This is a genomic window from Leisingera sp. SA32 (assembly GCF_056033425.1).
The window spans coordinates 1-16,033 of the sequence record NZ_JBVYHB010000014.1 but is presented as its reverse complement, the minus strand read 5'-3'; the positions used below and the strand labels follow the sequence as shown (position 1 = coordinate 16,033).

General features: G+C 63.0%; 16 protein-coding genes and 1 tRNA gene. 8 read left to right on the top strand and 9 right to left on the bottom strand.

Going from position 1 to position 16,033, the window contains the following annotated elements; all coding sequences use genetic code 11:
• Nucleotides 1–14: 14 nt before the first annotated feature.
• From AC0IPL_RS17265 to AC0IPL_RS17255, 3 genes are all read left to right on the top strand, one after another.
• Entirely contained in the window at nt 15–470 is a 456-nt protein-coding gene (locus tag AC0IPL_RS17265; protein ID WP_474276115.1) for an Lrp/AsnC family transcriptional regulator, read from the top strand.
• A complete protein-coding gene (locus AC0IPL_RS17260; RefSeq protein ID WP_474276112.1) occupies nt 467–925 on the top strand; it encodes an Lrp/AsnC family transcriptional regulator in 459 nt (152 codons plus the stop codon). Before AC0IPL_RS17265 ends, AC0IPL_RS17260 begins: the two co-directional genes overlap by 4 nt.
• Nucleotides 926–1,000: 75 nt before the next feature.
• Complete coding sequence (locus AC0IPL_RS17255; RefSeq protein WP_474276109.1) at nt 1,001–2,125, top strand: aminotransferase class V-fold PLP-dependent enzyme; 1,125 nt, start codon at nt 1,001–1,003, stop codon at nt 2,123–2,125.
• A 74-nt stretch (nt 2,126–2,199) separates the two neighbouring features.
• Here the strand turns inward: AC0IPL_RS17255 and AC0IPL_RS17250 are convergent, their stop codons facing one another.
• The 3 genes from AC0IPL_RS17250 to AC0IPL_RS17240 all read right to left on the bottom strand — a co-directional run bounded on the left by AC0IPL_RS17250 (nt 2,200) and on the right by AC0IPL_RS17240 (nt 4,480).
• Nucleotides 2,200–3,396, bottom strand: coding sequence for a UbiH/UbiF family hydroxylase (locus AC0IPL_RS17250; protein WP_474276107.1), 1,197 nt, complete (start codon nt 3,394–3,396; stop codon nt 2,200–2,202).
• Between the two features lie 80 nt (nt 3,397–3,476).
• Entirely contained in the window at nt 3,477–3,725 is a 249-nt protein-coding gene (locus AC0IPL_RS17245; protein ID WP_474276104.1) for a hypothetical protein, read from the bottom strand.
• Between the two features lie 110 nt (nt 3,726–3,835).
• A complete protein-coding gene (locus AC0IPL_RS17240; RefSeq protein ID WP_474276101.1) occupies nt 3,836–4,480 on the bottom strand; it encodes a pyrimidine 5'-nucleotidase in 645 nt (214 codons plus the stop codon).
• A gap of 142 nt (nt 4,481–4,622) precedes the next feature.
• Between AC0IPL_RS17240 and AC0IPL_RS17235 the strand changes: the two genes are divergently transcribed.
• Nucleotides 4,623–5,267: a GntR family transcriptional regulator gene (locus tag AC0IPL_RS17235; protein WP_474276098.1), complete on the top strand. Its 645-nt coding sequence runs from the start codon at nt 4,623–4,625 to the stop codon at nt 5,265–5,267.
• Here AC0IPL_RS17235 and AC0IPL_RS17230 read toward each other — a convergent pair.
• Together AC0IPL_RS17230 and carA are read right to left on the bottom strand one after the other, a co-directional pair.
• The gene (locus tag AC0IPL_RS17230; protein WP_474276095.1) at nt 5,227–6,894 is read right to left on the bottom strand and encodes a glycosyltransferase; all 1,668 of its coding nucleotides are present in this window, start codon (nt 6,892–6,894) and stop codon (nt 5,227–5,229) included. The genes AC0IPL_RS17235 and AC0IPL_RS17230 overlap by 41 nt on opposite strands.
• A gap of 364 nt (nt 6,895–7,258) precedes the next feature.
• Entirely contained in the window at nt 7,259–8,419 is a 1,161-nt protein-coding gene (gene carA / locus AC0IPL_RS17225; RefSeq protein ID WP_474276092.1) for a glutamine-hydrolyzing carbamoyl-phosphate synthase small subunit, read from the bottom strand.
• A gap of 181 nt (nt 8,420–8,600) precedes the next feature.
• Between carA and AC0IPL_RS17220 the strand changes: the two genes are divergently transcribed.
• The gene (locus tag AC0IPL_RS17220) at nt 8,601–9,074 is read left to right on the top strand and encodes a GatB/YqeY domain-containing protein (protein ID WP_474276089.1); all 474 of its coding nucleotides are present in this window, start codon (nt 8,601–8,603) and stop codon (nt 9,072–9,074) included.
• 101 nt (nt 9,075–9,175) lie between these two features.
• On the opposite strand, the gene AC0IPL_RS17215 is transcribed toward AC0IPL_RS17220, so the two are convergent.
• On the bottom strand, nt 9,176–9,664 hold the full coding sequence (locus AC0IPL_RS17215; RefSeq protein ID WP_474276087.1) for a DUF2244 domain-containing protein: 489 nt from the start codon (nt 9,662–9,664) through the stop codon (nt 9,176–9,178).
• A 105-nt stretch (nt 9,665–9,769) separates the two neighbouring features.
• Nucleotides 9,770–11,443 carry a cytochrome c oxidase subunit I gene (ctaD, locus tag AC0IPL_RS17210; RefSeq protein WP_474276085.1) on the bottom strand — a complete coding sequence of 558 codons (1,674 nt, stop codon included), beginning with the start codon at nt 11,441–11,443 and terminating at the stop codon, nt 9,770–9,772.
• 241 nt (nt 11,444–11,684) lie between these two features.
• On the opposite strand from ctaD, the gene AC0IPL_RS17205 reads away from it, so the two are divergent.
• Complete coding sequence (locus AC0IPL_RS17205) at nt 11,685–12,110, top strand: HIT family protein (RefSeq protein ID WP_474276082.1); 426 nt, start codon at nt 11,685–11,687, stop codon at nt 12,108–12,110.
• 341 nt (nt 12,111–12,451) lie between these two features.
• Nucleotides 12,452–14,137 carry an alpha/beta fold hydrolase gene (locus tag AC0IPL_RS17200; RefSeq protein WP_474276080.1) on the top strand — a complete coding sequence of 562 codons (1,686 nt, stop codon included), beginning with the start codon at nt 12,452–12,454 and terminating at the stop codon, nt 14,135–14,137.
• Nucleotides 14,138–14,220: 83 nt separating this feature from the next.
• Here the strand turns inward: AC0IPL_RS17200 and lipB are convergent, their stop codons facing one another.
• Entirely contained in the window at nt 14,221–14,874 is a 654-nt protein-coding gene (gene lipB, locus AC0IPL_RS17195) for a lipoyl(octanoyl) transferase LipB (protein WP_474276078.1), read from the bottom strand.
• A gap of 291 nt (nt 14,875–15,165) precedes the next feature.
• On the opposite strand from lipB, the gene AC0IPL_RS17190 reads away from it, so the two are divergent.
• Nucleotides 15,166–15,252 (top strand) — tRNA-Leu (locus AC0IPL_RS17190).
• Nucleotides 15,253–15,713: 461 nt separating this feature from the next.
• Here AC0IPL_RS17190 and AC0IPL_RS17185 read toward each other — a convergent pair.
• On the bottom strand, nt 15,714–15,926 hold the full coding sequence (locus tag AC0IPL_RS17185; RefSeq protein ID WP_474276076.1) for a hypothetical protein: 213 nt from the start codon (nt 15,924–15,926) through the stop codon (nt 15,714–15,716).
• Nucleotides 15,927–16,033 lie beyond the last annotated feature (107 nt).

Genomic DNA, 16,033 nt, shown 5'->3' with positions numbered 1-16,033 from the left:
ATAGTAGTGGAAACATGCTAGATGATCTCGACCGGCGCATTTTGCGCCACCTGCAAGCTGATCCGGCGCAATCGATTCCGGACCTGGCCGAACGCCTGGGGCTTACGCCTGCGCGGCTGTCGCGCCGGCTGGAAAAGCTGCGCGACGGCGGCGTGATCCTGGGCCAGCGTGCGGTGATCGACTGGCGCGCCCTGGGGTATGAGGTCGAGGTCTCGCTGCGGGTGACACTGGACAAGACCAACCCGCGCGCCTTTGACGAATTCATCGACGGTGCGCGCAATATTCCGGAAGTTCTGGAAATCCAGACCTTTCTTGGGCAGGTCGATGTGCGGCTCTCGGTGATCGCGCGGGACATGCCGCATTACCAGCAGATCTACCGCGCCGCCATTTTGAACCTGCCACATATCGCCGACATCGAGGCGCTGATGCATGTGGCGCGCCTGAAATCGGACGAGGGTCTGCCGGTATGACCGCGCTGGATGACATCGACTATGGTCTGTTGCGCGCGCTGTCGCGCGACGCCAGCCAGTCGGCCGGTGCGCTGGGGCGGCAGCTGGGGCTCAGCCAGCCTGCCACTTGGCGGCGGATCAAGCGGTTGCAGGAGGCGGGCATCATCGCAGGTCGGCGGTTGGATCTGGACAGCGATAAGCTGGGGTTTGGCGTCACCGTTTTTCTGGGGGTCAAGCTGGCCACCAAGGGCCGCATCAGCCTGGAAGACTTTGAACGCGCCGTTGCCGCGATCCCGGAGGTGCAGACGGTGGAACATGTGCTGGGCATGTATGACTACCGGCTGCGGGTGGCGGCGCGCGACATTTCAGACTTTGAGCGGGTGCTGCGACGGCGGGTGATGACGTTGCCGGGGGTGGGCAGCGTTGACGCCAATGTTTTGCTGAGCGAGGAACGCCGCCCCGGACCGCTGGGCTGAGACAGCAAAAAGCAGGGTTTGCCAAACCGGGCGGCAGCGGCTAGCCCTTTGGGCAGAACAGAATGGGAGGCCGACATGGCATTGCTCGACACCGTAGACCCTGAGGGTCTGGATGAATTCTCGGTGGTTTTCACCGACCGCTCGCTCAACCATATGTCCAAGACGTTTCAGCAGGTCATGCTGGATATCAACGACATGCTGAAAGAGGTCTACAGGGCCGAAGCCGCGGCGCTGGTGCCCGGTGGCGGCACCTACGCGATGGAGGCCGTGGCCCGCCAGTTCGCCCGCGGCGCGGATGCGCTGGTGGTGCGCAATGGCTGGTTCTCCTTCCGCTGGAGCCAGATTTTCGAAACAGGCGGCCTGACCGCGTCTTCCACCGTGATGAAGGCCCGTCGCACCGGCAATGAGACCGCGTCGCCGTTTGAGCCCGCGCCAATTGCCGATGTGGTGGCCGCGATCCGGGAGCAAAAGCCGGGCATCGTCTTTGCGCCGCATGTTGAAACCGCTGCCGGCGTGATCCTGCCTGATGACTATGTGACGGCTATGGCGGCCGCCGCGCATGAGGTTGGCGCGCTGATGGTGCTGGATTGCATCGCCTCAGGCTGCGCCTGGATCGACATGCAGGCCACCGGCGTCGACGTGCTGATCTCCGCCCCGCAAAAAGGTTGGAGCGCCTCGCCCTCGGCCGGTCTGGTAATGTTCTCGCAACGCGCGCTGGCGCGGCTGGAGGACACCACTTCGGACAGTTTCGCCCTGAACCTGAAACAGTGGCGTACGATCATGAAGGCCTATGAAGACGGGGCGCATGCCTATCACGCCACCATGCCCACGGATGCGCTGAAGGATTTCCGCGACACCATGCTGGAAACCAAGGAATACGGCTTCGAGCGCCTGCGCGAGGCGCAATGGGCGCTGGGAGATGGCGTGCGCTCCATGCTGAAGGCCAAGGGCATCACCTCTGTCGCTGCCGAGGGCTTTGGCGCGCCGGGGGTGGTGGTGAGCTACACCAATGATCCGGAGGTGCAGAACGGCAAGAAATTCCTGGCGCTGGGCACCCAGATTGCCGCAGGCGTGCCGCTGCAATGTGATGAACCGGACGATTTCCGTACCTTCCGGCTGGGCCTGTTTGGCTTGGACAAGCTCTATGACGTTGAGGCAACCTTGGCGCGGTTGAAAACTGCGGTGGATCAGGTGCTGTAAGCGCCCCGGCGTTTCACCGTATCAAAAATACCTCCGTCGGCGGCAGCGGCTTTCCCATCGGGAAAGCCGCTTTTCTATTTCACGCCCAGCCCCATCTGCATCAGCGTCCGGCGCACCGGTGCCAGTGAATACAGCGCATTCAGACCCAGCGCGCGCAAGTCGCGCAAGGGCCGCGGCGCCAGCATTGACGTGCGGTTCAAAAGGTCGATGCCCTTCACCCGCAGCAAGATGTCGCTGTGGCGGGCCTTGTGGTAGGCGGCCAGCATCGCAGCGTCACCCAGCCCGTCCGGGCGGGCCTCTGCCAGCTCCAGCAAACACCGCAGATCGGCCAGCGACATGTTGAGACCTTGGGCGCCGATTGGCGGAACCACATGCGCGGCTTCCGCCATAAGCGCCAGCCGCTCGCCATTCAGACGCTGGGCCGACTGGCTGATGATCGGCCAGATCGTGCGGCGCGAGGCCAGTTTCAGATCGCCATACAGTCCGCAGCTGCGCGTGGTCATCTCTGCCTCAAAGGCCCGCGGCTCCAGGCGCAGCAATTCCTGCGCACGCGGACCACGTTCCATCCAGACAACGGCAGAGGAAGGCTGCCCTTGGTAATCGGGCAATGGCACCAGGGTGAACGGCCCGCCGGTGCGGTGGATCTCGGTTGAGACGTTCTCATGCGGCACCGGATGGGTCACCGCAAAGGCCAGCGCCTTTTGTCCATAGCGTGTTGTTTTCACCGGAATGCCCGCCGCTGCACGCATGGGCGAATTGCGCCCGTCGCACGCGACGACCAATTTTGCCGAGACCTGGCTGCCGTCGCTGAGTGTGACGCGCGCGTCATCCGTGCGGGTGAACAGGTCTGCTGTCCCGGTGCCAAACCGCAGGCTGGCGTTTGGCAGTTCGGCCAACCGGGCGATCAGTTCGCGCCGCAGCAGCCAGTTGGGAAGGTTCCAGCCAAAGGGCTGACCGGAAATATCGGCCGCATTGAAATTCTTGACCACCCGCGGCGTCGGCCGCGCCCCCCCGGCATCAACGATGCGCATGACCTGCAATGGCGTTGCGTAGGCTTCAAACCGGGCCCAGAGCCCGCAGCGCGCCAGCAGAGCTTGCGCAGGCTGCAAGAAGGCGGTGGTGCGCAGGTCGGATCCGTCGGCGTCGCGCTCCGTCACCGGCGGGGCAGGATCGGTGCAGATTACCGAGTGGCCGTTGGCGGCAAAGGCCACGGCCGCAGTCAGCCCGGCAATGCCGCCGCCCGAAATCAGGATGTCGCAGGTTTCGACCATATGTCTGCCCTCCGTGTCTGGTGCCAGAGATAGGCCCGCAAGGGGCGCAAACACAAGCGGATACCGCCGGGCTGCGGGCTTCAGCCGCGGGTGATGCCGAGCAACAGAAGGAACATCACCGGCACAAAGCACAGCGCCGGAATGTAGAGACCAGGCAGGCCGAACAGCAGAATCGAACATCCCCACAGACAGACGAGTGTCGCCAGCGCGTAGGAGAAATTCTCCTCTGGCCCATAGGCGACCTCTTTCAGGACGCGCCCCAGAAGCGGGATGGCAAACAGGATGCGCTGCCAGAGCGGCAGGCGTTGGGGCAGGGCATATGCAGGCATGGGACCATCTCCGGTGATCTGTCTCTGCGGCGCATATAGGCAGCCGACGATGTATGAGACAGGCACATTTTGCCGCAGTCGGCCACATTGTGCCGCCATCCGCTGGCGCGTCAGAGCAGGCGGGCCAGAAAACCGGTCAGATCGTCCGCGTGATGATGGATATGCTCTGCGACCAGGGCCTCCGGCGCCACGTGCACGGTGCGCATCCCCATGTCATGCGGGGCAGAGAGGTTGCGCGGATCATCCTCGAACATGGCGGCGTTTGCAGGGTCGATATTCGCGCGGGCGAACACCCGGTCAAACGCGCGGCGCTCGGGCTTGGGGTGGTAATCGGCGTGTTCGACCCCATAAATGCCATCAAACAGGCCGCTCAACCCGCGTGCGGCAAGAACCCGTTCCGCATAAGGGGCGGAGCCGTTGGTATATACGTACTTGGTCCCCGGCAGATCGTTTATATGAGAGGCCAGATCCGGGTCCGGCAGCAGATGGTCGAGCGAGATGTCGTGCACCGCGTCCAGATAGGGCACGGGGTCCAGCCCATGTACCCGCATCAGCCCGGCCAGGGTGGTGCCATGGTCGCGCCAATACTGGCTGCGCAGCCGGTCGGCCTCGGCCTGATCAACCCCTAGTGCGGACATCACGTAATCCGTCATCTTGACCTCGATCTGGTCAAACAGTCGGGCCGCGGGCGGATAAAGGGTGTTGTCGAGGTCGAACACCCATTGTCGGACGTGAGAGAAATGGTGTTTGGGCATACGTCTCCCCTAGGCCGGGACTGGGCGGTTTGCAATCAAAAGCATGGTTTGCCCCCCGGTTTTTGGCGCCGAGCGCGGCGCAGGGTTGAATGCCGCGCCGCGGGCTGTAGAGATTGGCAAACCACACAGGACGGGATAGACGATGAGCCAGAGCCGCAGCAACCAGAAAGATGCCTATGCGTTGATCCTCGAAGCGATCGACAGCGGGATCTACAAACCCGGCGATCGGCTGGTTGAAAGCGATCTGGCGGAGCGTTTCGGGGTGTCGCGCACTCCGATCCGCGAGGCGCTGCAGCGGCTGGAGACGCAATCGTTGCTGGAGCGCGACGGGCGGTCGCTGATCGTCGCGTCGCTGGACCACAACCAGATGGCAGAGCTGTACATCGTGCGGCGCGAACTGGAAGGGTTGGCGGCCCAGCTGGCGGCACGCCACGCCACCGAAGAAGAGATCCGGGTGCTACAGGAAATGGTCAGTGACGATGACCGGCTGATCGGCGATCCGGCGGCGCTGTCCAAGGCCAACCGCCGTTTTCATGAGCAGATCCATCTCGCCTCGCACAACCGGTATCTGGTGCAGCAACTGGATCTGGTGCATCGCACCATGGCGTTGATGGCGACCACCTCGCTGGCGGCCGAGGGTCGCAGTGAGATCGCCCAGTCGGAGCACAAGGGTATTGTCGACGCAATCAGCCGCCGGGATGAGACCGCGGCGGGCCAGGCGCTGAAGGATCACATCTCGATTGCCTTCATGACCCGGCTGAAGCAGGACGCCAGCGGCCGCGGTTGAGCCGCAGCCAGCGGCGCAGCCTTGGCGGCTTCTTCGGGGGGGCCTTGATGCCATGGGCGGTCTTGTCCCAGAAAAACGGGCAGGCCAGCAGCTCGTAGGCCGCCTTGGCCACGGCCACCGCCCCCATGGGAAAGTACAGGATCATCGTCGGGGCCCACAGCGCCATCCACGGGCGGCCCATGGCAAAGGCCGCAGCGATGCCAAGAATGAGCCCCAGGAGTTCGAAAAACACCAGGGCCGCAGCTGCCAGCCTCAGCACCTCCATCGGCACCGCGCCGGCGCCCGGATGCGGCAGACCCAGGGCAATCAGCCAGAATGACCACAGGATCGGTGCAAACAGGAATTGCCCGATGGTGCCGATGAAAAAGGCCTGAAACCCGAGAAACCGCCGCCAGCCCAGTTCCGCCAAAAGCCGCATTGGCTGACGCATGTGGACCAGGTAGGTGATCATGAACCCCTTCAGCCAGCGCGAGCGTTGCTTGACCCAGGGCCAGGGAAGGCAGTTCGCCTCTTCATAGGTGGTGCTGGACAGCATCTGGGTCCGATAGCCCGCGCGATACAGGCGCACACCGAGGTCTGCGTCTTCCGTCACGTTGTGGGCATCCCAGCCGCCCAGCTCCTCCAGCACCTGGCGGCGGATGAACATGGTGGTTCCTCCCAGCGGCACCACCAGTCCCAGCCGGGCGATGCCGCGCAGAACAATGCGGAACCAGCTGCCGTATTCCAGCGTAAAACAGCGCGCAATCCAGTTGGTTCCGGGGTTGTAGTAGTCCAGAACTCCCTGAAAACACGCGGTCTGCGGCGGCGCCGTGGCGAAGGCGCGGGCGACCGTCTCCAGCTGGTCGGCCTGCGGCGCATCTTCTGCGTCCCAGACGCCGACAATCTCGCCCCGGCAAAAGTTCAGCGCGTAGTTCATCGCTCTGGGCTTGGTTGTCAGCCCGCCAAACGCGGGGACTTCGACCACCCGGATCCAAGGCGGCAACTGGATGCGAGCGAGCGCGCGGCGCGTGACATCGTCGTGGGCCTCCAGCACCAGAATGATGTCGGTCAGGGCCCGTGGATATGTCAACTTTTGCAGCCGCCGCAGCAACGCGCGGCTGATCGCGGCCTCCCGGAACAGCGGCACCATGACGGAAATCACTGGCTTTGGCGGCGGGTCTCTGTCGGCGGTTGGCCGTGGTGGAGGGGCATCGCGGTCGGCCCGGCTGCTGGCCAGTCCGCCGAGCTTCAGAAAGGTAAACAACAGCACGGACAGCAGGGCGGCAAGCGACAGCCCCGCAAAGGCTACCGCCGGCGCTACCGCGAACAGAAGCGTCGCTGGCAGCAGGCAGCACATCAGCAGCGCCTTGCCGCGCGCCAAGTTGAGGTTGCGGCAACTGACCTGCTGCGGAACACAGCAACTGGCCTGCCGCACCATCGCCGGGCTGAAATGCCGGGTCAGCAACGCGGTGATCTGGCGCTCGCTGGCCAACACCGGAGTGATGCTGTCAAAGCAGCCGCGCAGTTCCTCGCGCAGCTGGTCAAAGCGGTCGGGGTGGGCAATGGCGATGGTCACGGTCTGCCCCAGCTGCAACCAGGGCAGGGCGCCGTGGCGCAGCCAGAAGCGGGCGGGTTTGGCGGCCAGCAACCGCGGCGCAGCGATCTGCCCCCCAGATCCGTTCGCGGCATTCGGTATTGCTGTGACAGCGCCGCCAGGACTTGGTCTTCGTCGGCCAGCCCCTCGGCGATCAGAACACGGCCGAGTTCGGCCTTTTGATGCTGGCGCAGCACCAGCGCCTTTATCAGGTCATCCCCTGATACCGGCGGCGGCGCCGTCGGGGCGCCAACCTTGTCTTCGCGCTGCGGTCGACGATACCGCAGCGGATGCGAAACGATGCTCATCGTCACCCCGCGACCAACCTGAACCAAGGCGTTCAGGCTGGGGAAGGGGCTTTAACAAATGGTAAACGCAGCCTTAACCACGACGACAAGCGTCTGATTTAACGTGCGTTTTATGCCATTTCACGCTGGGCCATCGCTTCGGCGAAGCGTTCGAACAGGTAGAAGCTGTCCTGCGGGCCCGGGCTGGCCTCCGGATGGTGCTGCACCGAATAGACCGGGCGACCAGACAGGCGGATGCCGCAGTTGGAGCCATCGAACAGCGACACATGGGTCTCCTCGACGCCCTCGGGCAGGGTTTGGGCATCCACCGCAAAGCCGTGGTTCATCGAGGTGATCTCGACCTTGCCGGTGGCATGTTCCTTCACGGGGTGGTTGGCGCCGTGGTGGCCGTGGTTCATCTTGACGGTCTTGGCGCCAAGGGCCAGCGCCAGCATCTGATGGCCGAGACAGATGCCAAAAATCGGCAGGTCGGCTTTCAGCACCTCTTGGATCATCGGCACCGCATATGTACCGGTGGCCGCGGGATCACCGGGGCCGTTGGACAGGAACACGCCATCGGGGTTGTGCGCCAGCACTTCCTCGGCGGTTGCGGTGGCGGGCAGCACGGTCACGTCGCATCCGGCGCTGGCGAGGCAGCGCAGGATGTTGCGCTTGGCGCCATAATCGATGGCAACGACCTTGTGCTTGGGGGCGTCCTGACGCGGGTAGCCGTCCGGCCAGGCCCACCGCATTTCGTCCCAGCGGTAGCTTTGGGCGCAGGTCACATCCTTGGCAAGATCCATGCCTTCCAGCCCCGCCCAGTTGCGGGCCCTGGCCACCAGCGCTTCGACGTCGAAGTTGCCGTCCGGATCATGTGCAATGGTGACATGCGGCGCGCCTTGCTGGCGGATCGCGCGGGTCAGCCGGCGGGTGTCGACGCCGCCGATGGCGATGCGGCCGGTGCGGGTCAGCCAGGCCTTCAGCTCCTCCGTCGCGCGCCAGTTGGAGGCCAGCGTCGGATCCCATTTCACCACCATGCCGGCGGCAACCGGATCTGCGGTTTCGTCATCCTCGGGGGTGACGCCGGTGTTGCCGATATGGGGGAAGGTGAAGGTGACGATCTGTCCGGCATAGGAGGGATCTGTCATGATCTCCTGATAGCCGGTCATCGCGGTGTTGAAGCACAGCTCGGCCACAGCCTCGCCAGTGGCGCCGAAACCGGTGCCGTAAAAGACGGTGCCATCTGCGAGCGCCAGGCAGGCGGTGGGCTTGGTCGGTGCGGAAGCGGCCATTGCGCGAGTCTCCATGCGGGTGAAATTCATGGGCTTGTAAGGGCGGTACCGGGGCGGGTCAAGCCTGCTGCCAGGGGCAGGGTGACGCGGCGGCGTAAATGGAGATTTTACGCTAAACTTGCACTGCCGTCGCAGAATGGCTAACCATCGGTGTTCGGCAACCATGGGAATGCTTTTGCAAATGGATACGCGCACGCGGGTCAACCAGGCCCTGAAGCAAGCGATGAAAGACAAGGCGGCCGACCGGCTGGCCACGCTACGGCTGATCAACGCCGCCATCAAGGATCGGGAGATTGCGGCACGGGCGGATGGTGAGGAAACCACCATCGGAGACGCGGAAATTCTGGCGATTCTGGGCAAGATGACCAAGCAGCGCAATGAAAGCGCGCGGGCCTACGAGGAGGGCGGCCGTCTGGACCTGGCTGAGCGGGAGCTTGGCGAAATTGCCATCATAGAAGAGTTTCTGCCGCAGCAGCTGAGTGATGACGAGGTCTCGGTCGCAATCAAAGAGGCCGTGGCGGAAACCGGCGCTGAGTCGATTCGCGACATGGGCAAGGTTATGGGGGCGCTGAAGGCCAAATACACCGGTCAGATGGACTTTGGCAAAGCGGGCCCACTGGTCAAGGATCAGCTGTGCAGCAAGGGTGACTGCTGACGGCAAGAGCCGGGCCAAACGGTGCTGGCGCGCGGCGTCTGCGGCGCGCGTATTTTGACCAGAAAGAAACGGACGGGGCCCATTGCGGGCCCCTTTTCGTGTCAGCTTCGGCGCCTGAATGCGGCCAGAAGGTCCTCGTATAGCGTCATCCGCTCCGCCTCGGAGAGGAAAGCACCAATCTCCACCTCGCGGCCGCCGCCCCGCAGGGTGACATAATGCGGAACCGGGCCATCATGCGCGTGCATTTCGACCCGCGCCCAGTGGCGGTTGCAGGACCAGCTTTGTTGCGCCCCGTCGGGATTGGTCCGTTCCAGCCGGGCCTCTGCGGGATCAATGGTCAGCACCTCCAGGGTCTGTTGGTCGTGACGATTGCGATCCAGGGCCCATTTCATGCCGAACAGTGCCAGCGCCGCAAACGGCAACAGCCCCCACATCAGCGCGGTTCCAAGAAACGCGAGCAGCGGGATGCAGATCAGCGCCGCCGTTGTCCCGATGAACCGCACGTAGCCGCGCGGGCGCAGCGATTGATGCGGCCACAGATGCAGCTCTGCCGTCGGGGCGTCGTAGGGGCGGATCCAGGTGTAGGGCATCGTCGGGCCTGTCGGAGCGGTGGGTCTGGGTAGGAAACGCGGCTTCAAAAAAGCCCCCGGAGCTGTGAGGCGCCGGGGGCTTTTGGTTTTCAGTCCGTCAGACGCTTAGTGCGAATGCGAGCGGTCCCAGTCTTCCTGCTTGGGCAGGATTTCAAAGGTGTGCTCCGGCGGCGGAGAGGGCAAGGTCCACTCCAGAGTATCCGCGTACTCGTTCCAGTAGTTGTTCTGTGTGACGCGGGCGCCGCGCAGCAGCGAATAGATCACCACGCCAAAGAACAGCAGGAACGAGGCAAAGGACAGGAACGCGCCATAGGACGAGATCTTGTTCCAGTAGGCAAAGCCTTCGGGATAGTCGATGTAGCGGCGCGGCATGCCCTGACGACCCAGGAAGTGCTGCGGGAAGAACGTCAGGTTGGCACCGATGAAGAACATCCAGAAATGGATCTGGGCGCCCAGTTCGTTGTACTGACGGCCGGTCATCTTGCCGAAGTAGAAGTAGATGCCCGAGAAGATTGCGAAGACAGCGCCCAGCGACATCACGTAGTGGAAGTGCGCAACCACGTAGTAAGTGTCGTGATAGGCACGGTCGACCGCGGCCTGCGACAGGACAACGCCGGTCACACCGCCGACGGTGAACAGGAACAGGAAGCCGAAGGCGAACATCATCGGCGCCTTGAACTCGATCGAGCCGCCCCACATCGTGGCGATCCAGGAGAACACTTTCACGCCGGTAGGCACCGCGATCACCATGGTGGCCAGCATGAAGTAAGCCTGCTGGTTCAGCGACATGCCGACGGTGTACATGTGGTGCGCCCAGACGACGAAACCCAGAACACCAATCGCAATGATCGCCCAGACCATCGGCAGGTAGCCAAACACCGGCTTGCGCGAGAAGGTCGCGATGACGTGGCTGATGATGCCGAAGCCCGGCAGGATCACGATGTACACTTCCGGGTGACCGAAGAACCACAGGATGTGCTGGTACAGGATCGGGTCACCGCCACCGGCCGCGTCAAAGAAGGTGAAGCCGAAGTTGCGGTCCATCAGCAGCATGGTGATGGCACCGGCCAGCACCGGCAGCGACAGCAGGATCAGCCAGGAGGTGACGAAGATCGACCAGGAGAACAGCGGCACCTTGAACAGGGTCATGCCGGGGGCGCGCATGTTCAGGAAGGTGGTGATCATGTTGATCGCGCCGAGGATCGAGGACGCACCCGAGACGTGCACGGCAAAGATCGCCAGGTCCATCGAGTAGCCGCCTTCGTTCACCGACAGCGGCGGGTACAGAACCCAGCCCACGCCGGAGCCCAGCTGGTCATTGCCGCCCGGTGACACCACGGACAGAACCGCCAGCGAGGTGCCCGCGACATACATCCAGAACGACAGGTTGTTCATCCGCGGGAAGGCCATGTCCGGCGCGCCGATCTGCAGCGGCATGAAGTAGTTGCCAAAGCCGCCGAACAGGGCCGGGATCACCACGAAGAACATCATCAGGATGCCGTGGGCGGTGATCATCACGTTCCACAGGTGGCCGTTGGGGGTACATTCCGCAGAGGCGTCCGCGATCAGCCGCGCACCCTCCAGGCACATGTACTGAACGCCGGGATCCATCAGCTCCAGCCGCATGTAGACGGTGAAGATGACAGAGATGAGACCTGCAATCGCCGAGACGATCAGGTAAAGAATGCCGATATCCTTATGGTTCGTGCTCATGAACCAGCGGGTGAAGAAGTTCCGCTCGTCCTCGTGGCCGTGACCATGAATGGCTGCGTCTGCCATTTAGGTGCCTCCTGCTGCAATACGAAAGACCCCAGGAGACGGACTCCGGGCGGTCTGGATTCCTTGGGGTTTTAGTGTGGCGTGAGGGGGCCTTCAATGGCGGAGTTTGATATGGATCAAGATTTATTGCCGCAGGGGGGGGCGTCTCTGCGGCGGTCTGAGCGCGCACAGCTGGCGCTTGACCTGCGCCAGCGGCACGCCCACAACCGGGTAAGAATGATGCGATTGGAAGGAGATGCCCATGGCGCCTTATGATTTCGACAATATTTTTGCCAAGCTGCTGCGCGGGGAGATCCCCTCGACCCGTGTTTACGAGGATGCGCAGACCCTGGCCTTCATGGACATCATGCCGCGGGCGGATGGCCACGTGCTGGTCATTCCAAAAACCCCGTGCCGAAACCTGCTGGACGCCAGCCCCGAGCAGTTGGCGGCGGTCATGCAGACTGTGCAGAAAGTGTCGCAGGCGGTGATGATCGCCTTTGATGCGGATGGCGTGACTGTGCAGCAGTTCAATGAGGCCGCTGGTGGGCAGGAGGTCTTCCATCTGCACGTCCACGTTCTGCCACGCCATGAAGGCGTCTCCCTGCGGGCTCCGGGCCAGATGGGCGACAAGGACGCGATCAGCAGTCAGGCTGAGCAGATCCGCGCGGCTCTGGACGCGGCATAGGACCTTCACGGTCTTGCAGGCCCCCTCTGTGCGGCAATTTTGTCAATGCGGTGCAGAGGGGATGGCGGGGATCAAAAGCGATCATTTGAAATAAATGTTGAAAACTGGGCGAGTGTTCGCATAGCTGTTCGCAAAATGGTTGTGATGTGGTGGGCCGTGGGCGCGCGACACTGTGAAACCCCGGCTGTTGCGGCGGGGGTGCCGTGTCGGGGCGGTGCAAATCCGACCGTCTATCAACCGCCAGGCCATCGGCCTGTTGGGACGGCCAGAAGGCTTTAGTCAGCAGGCGCACGTCGCGCGCTGCTTTTTTGGTTCGGAATGGTGCATTCGGAGGGGCAGGAGTGACGCTCTTGTGTCGTGCGCACGCCTTGTCGCAGGACCAGGTCGTTGCGGCTATTTATGAAACGGTGATCCGCCCTGAGCAGTACGACCGGTTTTTCCGGCCACCTTCGGGGGAACAGGCGGTCAGGCTCCAGACGGGTATCGCGGCGGCTCCTGCGCGGGGCAGGGCGCCGCAGCTGCTGCAGTCGCATTTCGCACGGGCTGCCGAAATTCACGAAGGCCAGTGGCAGCAAGCCAATCGGCAGCATCCCGGTAGTTACAAGGGAACCTGCAACCGGTTCTGGCTTCTGGCGGACGCGATGGGGGGTGGCAGGCTGGTGAATGCGTCGCAGCGGGCGGCGCGGCAGCTGACCGCGGGTGCAGATCTTGTGGCGGCGTTGGAGCTGACAGACATGGCCGTTGGCCGCTGGCGGAATTTCCTGGAGCAGGTACGTCAGGGGGCGGTCACCGGGCAGGAGGTGCTGCTGCTCGAAACGCGGTCTCCCGCCGAGTACATCCTGTGCAGGCCGGTGCTGACGGCCCGATCCGGCGGCGCTGCGCGTTCGGTCATGGCGGAGCGGCTGGAGGTGGAGTGGCACCGCGAGGCCGTAGCGGCAGTGGCGGCGGCGCTCGGCCTGACAACCCAAGAGTTCGGGCCGCTGGCAGACGTCCTTGAAGGCGGCGCGGGCAACGCGCGGGAGCTGGCCGGGCTGGCGGCACGCATCGGCGCACCCAACCCGGCTGCGGTGGTGCGGCTTGCGGCGTTTCTGGTGACCGAACATGTGCACGATCTGAAGATCGCCCGCGGCGAAGTCTTGCCGCCAGCGTCAACATTGGTGGACCGAAACGGGCGGCGCAGCCAGTATTTCCGTCTTGGCGCGGACACCGGGCAGCCGGTGATCTTCCTGCATGGAATTCTCGATGGAATTGCGCCGCTGCAGCGGTTGCAACCACAGCTCAGGATGCTGGGGTTTCGGGTGTTTGCGCCGATGCGCGGCGGTTATGGCAGTTCGGACCCGGTGGGGCCGGGCGAAAATCCCACGGATGCCTGCGTTCGGCAACTGGACGCGCTGATCGCCAAGGAACGCTTGCAGCAACCAGTGCTGCTAAGCCACCGGGCCGGGGCCCGGTTTGGGTGCATCGCGGCAAACCGTTTGCATCCTAGGGTGCCCGGCCTGGTGGCGGTGGCCGCAAATTGCAACGCCAGCTCGCCGCGCCAATTCACCGGAATACGGGGCTATGCCTGGCTGGTGGCCCTGTGCGCAGGCCGTGCGCCTTGGATGCTGCCCATGCTTCTAAAGGGCTGGTCGGCGGCAATGCGCTGGTACGGCCATGACATCCCGCTGCGCGCCCAATCCGTGCCCGGCAGTCGGGAGTGCGCCCGCCTGGCGACGCTGGATCTGGTGCCGTTGCTGAAACAGAACCAGGATCTGTTCCTGCAGCAAGGTGGCGCCGGTTGTCTGGCCGATGTGCGGGCGATACGCCACGGGTTCGACCAAATGGGGTTGACGCGCAGGACGCGGGCGGTCTTTGTGCATGGCGGCGACGATCGGGTCGCGCCGCTGCCACAGGTGCGAGAAGCCCTGCGCGGCATGGGCAACGCTCAGCTCTGCGTCAGCCAGGAGGCGGGGGCGTTGCTGTTTTACACATTCCCCGAACTGGTTCTGACGGCGCTTCAGGACTGTGCCGCCGCCTCGCGCGAGTGAGATGCCGGGCGCGGGCGGGCGCCAGTAGGGCCGACTTGCACCAATATGCGGCGCAGATCGCCCGGAGGTGAAACGGTCCGAAATCAGGTCTCGCCGAAGACCTGCGCGAAGCTCCGCTGCAGCGCCACGTCCACATCCGCCATCGTTACCGGCAGCCCCAGGTCGACCAGGCTGGTGACCCCGTGTTCGGAAATGCCGCAGGGAACGATGCCCGTAAAATGCTCCAGATCCGGCTCCACGTTGATCGAAATGCCGTGGAAGCTGACCCACTTGCGCAGACGAATACCAATGGCGGCGATCTTGTCTTCCGCGAGGGCCCCATGAAGCGTGCGCGGCTTGTCGGGCCGTTCCACCCAGACGCCAACCCGGCCGTCCCGGATGTGACCTTGAATGTTGAACTCCTCGAGTGCGGAGATCACCCAGTGCTCCAACTGCTGCACGAACCGGCGCACGTCGTGGCCGCGTTGGCCAACGTTCAGCATCACATAGACCACCCGTTGGCCAGGGCCGTGGTAGGTGTATTGGCCGCCCCGTTTGCTGTTGAACACCGGAAACCGACCGGGGTCGGTCAGATCCGCGGGCTTGGCCGACGTGCCCGCGGTATAAAGTGGCGGATGCTCCACCAGCCAGATGCACTCATCGGCCTCGCCCGTGGCAATTGCTGCGGCGCGGGTTTCCATGAAGGCAACCGCGTCGTCATAGTCAACCAGACCGTTTGCGGTGATCCATTCAACCATGGCTGCTGCCCTTCCTGTTGCGCCTGGAATGCCCCGCTGTCATCGGGGTGATGCTGTCAATATCCCGATTCCGGGACAAGTATCCAGAGGCCCGAAGATTGTCTGCTACCCGCCACTTAACTGGCGGCAATTTTCGCGAGACGGCATCGTGGGAACGTGTCTCTTCCGCCAGATCTCCGCCTTGCTGAGGGGTAGTTGGGCGGCGGCGAACATTCTGGCAGAAATGCTGATTTTCGGCTTCACATCGCTGACGCGCTGGTCTATACGCCGCTACACCAAGCCTAAGACAGTGCGGTCGTGGCGGAATTGGTAGACGCGCAGCGTTGAGGTCGCTGTTCCTTAACCGGAGTGGAAGTTCGAGTCTTCTCGACCGCACCATTTTAGAGCAAAAAGCCCCATGTTTTCATGGGGCTTTTGCTTTTCTTCACATAGTTACCCCACAGATTGCCCCACACCTTGAGGGGGTAAACCCTCGATCACATTTGCGAGATCTTCAGTCCGGACGAAGGACATTCGACCCCGTTTGAAGATTGTTATAAGGTTTTTACGCGCCCAGATGCGTACTTGGTCGTCTGAGACGCCAAAGAGTTCCTGGACCTTGTTCATCCGGACGAAGAGCGGGCGGGTGAGGTTCATGCGTGGTCCCCAAACTTATTGCTGGCGTTGGGCGAGGGCTCATGAGTTTTGGGCCCGGCGCCGGGTGGTATGATGGGCAGGTGTGGATTGCTGTTTGACATGGTGGCAGGTCGTTCTCTGAAGTTGGGCTCCGGTGGAGCTAGTTCAGGTATGGATACTGGCCTGTACCAATTACATCACAGAGGGTGCTAGGTCTGTAGGATCTAGTTCAGCTTTTTCGAGCTGATGTTCAGCACATGGTCAACTACCTCAGGAACAGAAACGCCAGCGTGCCGGAGGAAGAAACTGGCCTCGCCCAGTAGGCACAGTTCCTCCGAAAACTTGTCGCGGGAGAGCGTATGGTAGTTCAGGTCGAGCTGTAATGCGAAATGGCGGGCAAGAGTGGAAACCAAGTCAACAGTGGTCTTGGGAGCCATACTAGATCTTCCTTCATGTTGAGCTGTAGCTGGGGTGGACGAGGGGCTAGGCCTTCGACTGTCACGACTGAGAGCTGACTGGATGAAAGGAGATCAGTGGCCTTTTA

What these genes read in the sequence shown, in the direction of transcription:
- AC0IPL_RS17265 (WP_474276115.1), top strand. Translation starts at nt 15, where the DNA reads ATGCTAGATGATCTCGACCGGCGCATTTTGCGCCACCTGCAAGCTGAT.
- AC0IPL_RS17260 (WP_474276112.1), top strand. Translation starts at nt 467, where the DNA reads ATGACCGCGCTGGATGACATCGACTATGGTCTGTTGCGCGCGCTGTCG.
- AC0IPL_RS17255 (WP_474276109.1), top strand. Translation starts at nt 1,001, where the DNA reads ATGGCATTGCTCGACACCGTAGACCCTGAGGGTCTGGATGAATTCTCG.
- AC0IPL_RS17250 (WP_474276107.1), bottom strand. Translation starts at nt 3,396, where the DNA reads ATGGTCGAAACCTGCGACATCCTGATTTCGGGCGGCGGCATTGCCGGG.
- AC0IPL_RS17245 (WP_474276104.1), bottom strand. Translation starts at nt 3,725, where the DNA reads ATGCCTGCATATGCCCTGCCCCAACGCCTGCCGCTCTGGCAGCGCATC.
- AC0IPL_RS17240 (WP_474276101.1), bottom strand. Translation starts at nt 4,480, where the DNA reads ATGCCCAAACACCATTTCTCTCACGTCCGACAATGGGTGTTCGACCTC.
- AC0IPL_RS17235 (WP_474276098.1), top strand. Translation starts at nt 4,623, where the DNA reads ATGAGCCAGAGCCGCAGCAACCAGAAAGATGCCTATGCGTTGATCCTC.
- carA (WP_474276092.1), bottom strand. Translation starts at nt 8,419, where the DNA reads ATGGCCGCTTCCGCACCGACCAAGCCCACCGCCTGCCTGGCGCTCGCA.
- AC0IPL_RS17220 (WP_474276089.1), top strand. Translation starts at nt 8,601, where the DNA reads ATGGATACGCGCACGCGGGTCAACCAGGCCCTGAAGCAAGCGATGAAA.
- AC0IPL_RS17215 (WP_474276087.1), bottom strand. Translation starts at nt 9,664, where the DNA reads ATGCCCTACACCTGGATCCGCCCCTACGACGCCCCGACGGCAGAGCTG.
- ctaD (WP_474276085.1), bottom strand. Translation starts at nt 11,443, where the DNA reads ATGGCAGACGCAGCCATTCATGGTCACGGCCACGAGGACGAGCGGAAC.
- AC0IPL_RS17205 (WP_474276082.1), top strand. Translation starts at nt 11,685, where the DNA reads ATGGCGCCTTATGATTTCGACAATATTTTTGCCAAGCTGCTGCGCGGG.
- lipB (WP_474276078.1), bottom strand. Translation starts at nt 14,874, where the DNA reads ATGGTTGAATGGATCACCGCAAACGGTCTGGTTGACTATGACGACGCG.
- AC0IPL_RS17185 (WP_474276076.1), bottom strand. Translation starts at nt 15,926, where the DNA reads ATGGCTCCCAAGACCACTGTTGACTTGGTTTCCACTCTTGCCCGCCAT.